At 65.8% G+C, this 6,000-nt stretch carries 6 protein-coding genes; 1 reads left to right on the forward strand and 5 read right to left on the reverse strand.

What is annotated here, in order from left to right:
* The first annotated feature begins 19 nt into the window (after window positions 1-19).
* Window positions 20-1,618 carry a helicase HerA-like domain-containing protein gene (locus tag ACHWRX_RS11185; RefSeq protein WP_394659264.1) on the forward strand — a complete coding sequence of 533 codons (1,599 nt, stop codon included), beginning with the start codon at window positions 20-22 and terminating at the stop codon, window positions 1,616-1,618.
* A gap of 136 nt (window positions 1,619-1,754) precedes the next feature.
* On the opposite strand, the gene ACHWRX_RS11190 is transcribed toward ACHWRX_RS11185, so the two are convergent.
* The 5 genes from ACHWRX_RS11190 to ACHWRX_RS11210 form a co-directional block, all read right to left on the reverse strand.
* Window positions 1,755-3,137: an ATP-binding protein gene (locus ACHWRX_RS11190; protein ID WP_394659271.1), complete on the reverse strand. Its 1,383-nt coding sequence runs from the start codon at window positions 3,135-3,137 to the stop codon at window positions 1,755-1,757.
* A 32-nt stretch (window positions 3,138-3,169) separates the two neighbouring features.
* Window positions 3,170-3,904, reverse strand: coding sequence for a response regulator (locus ACHWRX_RS11195; RefSeq protein ID WP_394659265.1), 735 nt, complete (start codon window positions 3,902-3,904; stop codon window positions 3,170-3,172).
* A gap of 18 nt (window positions 3,905-3,922) precedes the next feature.
* A complete protein-coding gene (locus ACHWRX_RS11200; RefSeq protein ID WP_394659266.1) occupies window positions 3,923-4,465 on the reverse strand; it encodes an EF-hand domain-containing protein in 543 nt (180 codons plus the stop codon).
* A gap of 198 nt (window positions 4,466-4,663) precedes the next feature.
* The gene (locus ACHWRX_RS11205; protein WP_394659267.1) at window positions 4,664-5,065 is read right to left on the reverse strand and encodes a cupin; all 402 of its coding nucleotides are present in this window, start codon (window positions 5,063-5,065) and stop codon (window positions 4,664-4,666) included.
* Window positions 5,065-6,000: M24B family metallopeptidase (locus tag ACHWRX_RS11210; protein ID WP_394659268.1), on the reverse strand; the 936-nt coding region annotated here is incomplete at its 5' end. The genes ACHWRX_RS11210 and ACHWRX_RS11205, both read right to left, overlap by 1 nt.

The following is a 6,000-nucleotide window of genomic DNA, read 5'->3' on the forward strand; positions in this document are numbered from 1 at the left end:
AAATACAAGGAGCGCGCGGATGGCCGATATCTTTCTGGGGCTGGGCGGCAATGGTGAGCGGCAGGAAATGCGGCTTTCGCGTGCGAACCGGCATGGCCTAGTCGCCGGCGCGACCGGCACCGGCAAGACGGTGACCTTGCAGACCATCGCCGAGCAGTTCTCCGCCGCCGGAGTCCCGGTGTTCCTGGCCGACGTGAAAAGCGATCTTTCCGGCATCGCCATGCCGGGCAGCCCCACCTTCAAGAACGCCGCCATCCTGGAAGCGCGCGCCGCCGAGATCGGGCTTACCGACTACGCTTATTCTGATAAGCCAGCGGTTTTCTGGGACCTGTACGGCGAACAAGGCCACCCGATCCGCACCACGATCTCGGAAATGGGGCCGTTGCTGTTGGCGCGCTTGCTGGACTTGAACGAGACGCAGGAAGGCGTGCTGAACATCGTCTTCCGGTACGCGGACGAGCAGGGACTGCTGTTGCTGGATTTGGAAGATCTGCAGGCGATGCTGGTCCACACTGCCGAAAACGCTGCCACGCTGACCACCAGGTACGGCAACGTCTCCAAGGCCAGTGTCGGCACGATCCAGCGCCAGTTGCTCGGCCTGGAAAGTCAGGGCGGTGCGCAGTTTTTCGGCGAGCCGGCGCTGGAAATCAACGACTTCATCCGCTGCGACGAGCGGGGGCGCGGCATGATCAACGTGCTGGCGGCCGACAAGCTGATGCGCAGCCCAAAGCTCTACGCCACGTTCCTGCTGTGGCTGCTGGCCGAATTGTTTGAGACGCTGCCCGAGGTGGGCGATCCGGAGAAGCCGCGTCTGGTGTTCTTCTTCGATGAAGCGCACCTGCTGTTCGACGATGCACCCAAGGCGCTGCAGGAAAAGGTCGAGCAAGTCGTGCGGCTGGTCCGGTCCAAGGGCGTTGGCGTCTATTTTGTGACGCAGAACCCGATCGACGTGCCGGAACAGATCGCCGGGCAGCTGGGCAACCGCGTGCAGCACGCGCTGCGCGCCTTCACCCCGCGTGACAAGAAGGCGATCAAGGCAGCTGCCGAGACCTTTCGGATCAATCCCGAGCTCGATGTCGAGCAGGCGATCACCGAGCTGAAGACGGGTGAGGCGCTGGTCTCCACGCTGGAAGAGGATGGTGCGCCGTCCATCGTGCAGCGCACGCTGATTGCGCCGCCGCGCTCACGCCTGGGGCCGATCACGCCCAAGGAGCGCGCGGTGATCCAGTCGGTCAGCCCGTTTGCCGGGAAATACGACGAGCGGGTGGATCGGGAAAGCGCCGAAGAGGTGCTGGCGGCCAAGGCGGCCGACGCTGCCGCCACCGCGCAGGAGGTGGCGGAGAAGGGCGAAGAGGCGGTCGCCCGGCAGGAGCGCAAGAGCCCCGGCTTGTGGGACGGTATCGGCGGCAAAGTGGCGCGTGCGGCGGCCGGGGCGGCGGCGGCCAGCGCGGGTTCGATCCTGGCCAGCTCGATCCAGGGCAAGACCAGCCGCGCCAGCCCCCGCGCCACAGCCGCCAGCGCGGCGGCGGGGACCATCGGCAACACGCTGGACAAGGCGATCGGTATTCCCGGGCTAGGGCGGTTCGCGCGCAATCTCATTGGCGGGCTGATGCGGTAGGGGCGGCCCGCTTTCCCGTTCGTGTCGAGCCAAGTCGAGACTCGATGGATTGGCGCACAGGTGTCTCGACTTGGCTCGACACGAACGGCCGTATCGGAACAACCTTGCCTCCACCCGGATCAGCTCCGGGCCGGCATCACCCCAGCGGCAGGCGCAACTCTGCCGTCAGCCCGCCTACCGTGCCATCGCGCGCCATGCGGTTGGCCAGATGCAAAGCACCACCGTGCTGATCGGCGATCGCGCGTGCCAGGGCCAGCCCGAGCCCGGCGCCCCCGGTTTCGGTATTGCGTGAAGGGTCGCCGCGCATGAACGGCTGCATCATCGTTTCGATCGAGGCTTCGGGAATGCCGGGGCCGTCATCCTCGATCCGGATCACCGCCGTATCCTTGTCGCGTGCCAGCGAAATGCGCGCGGTTTGGCCATAGCGCAGGGCGTTGCCGATCAGGTTGCGTAACGCTCGGCGCAGCCATGTGGGGCGAAGCTCCATCACGGCGCGCTCGGTATCGCCCAATTCCACGGCTTCGCCCATATCCTCGAACTCTTCGACCACGGCGGAGACCAGCGCCGATAGCTCGGTGCGCTCCAGTGGATCGCTGGGGCGGCCGACACGCGCGAGCGAAAGGATGTCATCCAGCGTGCGCACGATGTCCTCGATCGTGGCGGCCATGCGGGCGCGCTCGGTATCATCCTCCACGGATTCGATGCGGACGCGCAACGCGGTCAGCGGGGTCTTCAGGTCATGCCCGATCGCCCCCAGCATCACGTCCTTTTCGTCCAGCAGCGATGCGATGCGCCACTCCATGGCGTTCAGTGCCACGATCAGGCGGCGCATGTCTTCCGGCCCCATCGGCGTGACTTGTCCGGAGGGGTCCTGCGTCGCCGCGAAGCGTGCGACCTGTCGCGTCAGTGCGTCCAGCGGACGCGTGATCCGGCGCAGGATCAGCGCGACCACACCCACCAGCACGACATAGATCGCCAGCGTCTGCAGCAGCAGCGGCAGCAGCAGCGCATCCGCCAGTGGCGGTGCCCGCACCCGAGCGATCATCCATCCGCCCGTTTGCGGCGCGCGCACTCCGGCGATGTAGAGATCGGCCCGCCGCGCGTGGGCGATCACTTCCTGCGGCAACGCCAGCCGCGCGGCTCGCCGGGCGAGGGCCGCGCTGGCGAACGGATCGGCTGCGACCGGGCGGCGCAGCACGACCACGTCGGTCACGGGAAAGTCTTGCGTCGCCAGGATATCGCGAAGCTTCTCCTCGGCGCTCAGGTCGCGCTGCTCGCCTGGCAGCAGCGGAGCTTGGCCGCGCGCTTGCACGGGGTAGCGATGCAGCCGTTCGCTGAACAAGCCGGGGCCCATGCGCATCTGGCGTGGTGCTCGTTCCATCCCGCGTGTCTTGGCGATCAGGCGAAAGGCCAGCGCGCTCATTGTTTCGGCCTGGAAGCGCTCTCGCTGGGCCCTATAGACCAAGGCTGCGCCCAATCCCTGAACCAGCAGCAGCGCCGCCGCGACCGCCAGCAGCATCTGCCCCATCAGGCTGCCGGGGCGGGGCAGTTTCAATCCTGGTCTGCCGTGATACGCTTCACGTCCGCGGCCAGCATGTAGCCGCCGCCCCACACCGTCTGGATCAATTGCGGATTGCGGCTGTCCACCTCGATCTTGCGGCGCAGGCGACTAACCTGATTGTCCACCGCCCGGTCGAACAAGTGGGCCTCGCGCCCCTGCACCATGTCGAGCAGGCGATCGCGATCCAGAACCTGGCGCGGATGCTCCAGGAAGGCCAGCAGCAGCCGGAACTCGACCGAGGAAATGGCGACCACCGCGCCGTCCTTGTCGGTCAACCGCCGCTTCAACGGATCCAGGCACCAGCTTTCGAATTCGAACAATTCGTTCTCGCCAGTGGGCGCAGAGGTGCGCGAGGCGCGGCGCAGGACGCTGCGGATGCGGGCGACAAGTTCGCGCGGCTCGAAGGGCTTTGTCACATAATCGTCCGCGCCGATTTCGAGTCCGACGATACGATCGGTCGCCTCGGCCCGCGCCGTCAGGAAGATCACGGGAATATCCCGGCTTTCCACCAGGTGCCGGCATAGCGACAGGCCGTCTTCGCCCGGCATCATGATGTCGAGCAGGACGATGTGCGGCTTGTCTTCCTTCAGGCGGCTGCGCGCTTCCGCTGCGCTGGCGGCCGCGGTCACGAGGAACCCCTGGCGAGTGAGGTACTCCGCCAGGGGTTCACGCAAGGCCGCCTCGTCATCGATGAGCAGCACCTTGGGGGGTGCGGTATCGTTCATTCCCGGTCCGCTCTATCCTCAGCCTTGTTCGCGTTGCGCGCGCATCTGCTGCCACTTGACCTTCATCTGCTCACGCATGGCGGCGCGTTCCTGCGGCGTTACCTGACCATCCTTGTTCGCGTCCATAGCATCAAATCGCTGGAGGGCACGGGCGGTGAAATCGGCCTGCGTGATCGAGCGATCGCCCTGCGCGCCGGCCATCTTGCCCATCATGCCGCCACCACGGCGATGGCCCCAATGACCACGGCCCTGCTTCATCGGGCCATTGTCCGCCATGAATTCGGCCTTGCTGATCTGGCCGTCGTTGTTGGTATCCAGCCGCGCGAACCGCTTTTCCTTGCGGGTTTCGCGCAAGGCCTGCCAATCGGTGCGATCAAGCTTGCCGTCCTTGTTGGCATCCATGCGGGCAAAGCGCTCCTGCGACTTGGCCTGCACTTCAGCGCGGGTCATCACGCGATTGGGATCGCGGCCTTCGCGCGCTTGGTCCTGTGCCGGAGCGGCGATCGCGGTGCCGCCCAGCACGAGTGCGGCCATCGAAATGCCGAGGATTAGGGTTTTCATCTGTCTCTCCAAAACTGGTGCCCATCAAAATGGGAAAGCCGCAGTCCGCGCCAAGGGAGGGGGAAACGCGTCCTGCGACTTTCTGCGTCCTCTTCTAGAGGCCTTTTGTCGCGCAGTTATGCCAGTTTAACAGCACTTTGTGATGATTTGTATCATCCGCCGCGGCTGGTTCACCCAGCCGCAAGATCGACTTTCACGCTATCGCGCTCGATGTTGCGTGCCTTGGCCGGCGGTGATGAACAAGGCCGTAGCCTGTCCATCGACATCGGCGGTGTGCCACACGCCCGGCGTATTGATCGCGTATTGCCCTGCAGTCAGCGTCACTGAAGCAGTGCTGCCGTCAGCGGCTTCCTGGATCAGCGTCATTTCGCCCGCCACGCAGATCACCATCTCGTCCCCGGCGGGATGCATCTCCCAACTGGTCCAGCACTCGGTGAAATCGTAGAGCGAGACGAGGCGGCCTTCCGCGCCATCGGCAGCCGTGCGGGCCGCATAGGCCTCATACCATGCCATGCCGGCGAAGGCCGGTTGCGCCACGGCCTTCGCCCCCAGCCCGAGGTGCGCAGGATGCGTGCGAAGATCGTGTGCGATGGCGCCCATCAGCCCGCTATCGGCTGGCAGCGCGCTTCGAGCCAGGCGCGATCCTCGCCTTCCAGGCGCGGGCCGATCACGGCCAGGACTTGCGCATGATATGCGTTCCACCAGGCGATATCGTCCGGTGTCATCAGCGAGAGGTCGAGCAAAGAGGCATCGAACGGCACCAGCGTCAGCGTTTCGAAGCCCATGTAATCATCCTCGGCCCCATCGATCTGGCGCTTCTCGACCAGCACGAGGTTTTCCAGCCGGATGCCGAACGCGCCCGCCTTGTAATAGCCGGGCTCGTTCGAGATGATCATGCCGGGCACCAGTTCCTGATCGGTGCCCGCCTGGCCGCCCGCCGACTTGGCGATGCGCTGCGGACCTTCGTGAACCGCCAGGAAGCTGCCGACGCCGTGGCCGGTGCCGTGGGCGTAATCCAAACCCGCTTGCCACAGGAACTGGCGCGCCAGCACGTCCAGCTGATGCCCCGCCGTGCCGCGCGGGAAGACGGCTCGGGCAATGGCGATGTGCCCCTTCATCACGCGCGTGAAGCGGTCCTTCACTTCGGCGGAGGGTTCGCCCGCACCGCCAACCCAGACGGTGCGGGTGATGTCGGTGGTGCCGTCCGGGTACTGACCGCCCGAATCGACCAGATAGACGCTGCCAGGCTCCAGCGTGCGATTGGTCTCTTCGCTGACGCGGTAGTGCATGATCGCGCCGTTCGGCCCCGCGCCGGAGATCGTGTCGAACGACAGATCGCGCAGGTCGCCGCTCTGCTGGCGGAAGTCCTGCAACGCATCGGCGGCGGACATCTCTGTCACGGTGCCGGAGGGGCCGTTCTGTTCCAGCCAGCGCAGGAAGCGGGAAACCGCCGCGCCATCGCGGGCCTGGGCATCACGGTGGCCCTGCTGCTCCACCGGATTCTTGATCGCCTTGGGCAACACGGCAGGATCGCG

It is taken from the genome of uncultured Novosphingobium sp. (genome assembly GCF_964277725.1).
Taxonomy (GTDB): Bacteria; Pseudomonadota; Alphaproteobacteria; order Sphingomonadales; family Sphingomonadaceae; genus Novosphingobium; species Novosphingobium fluoreni.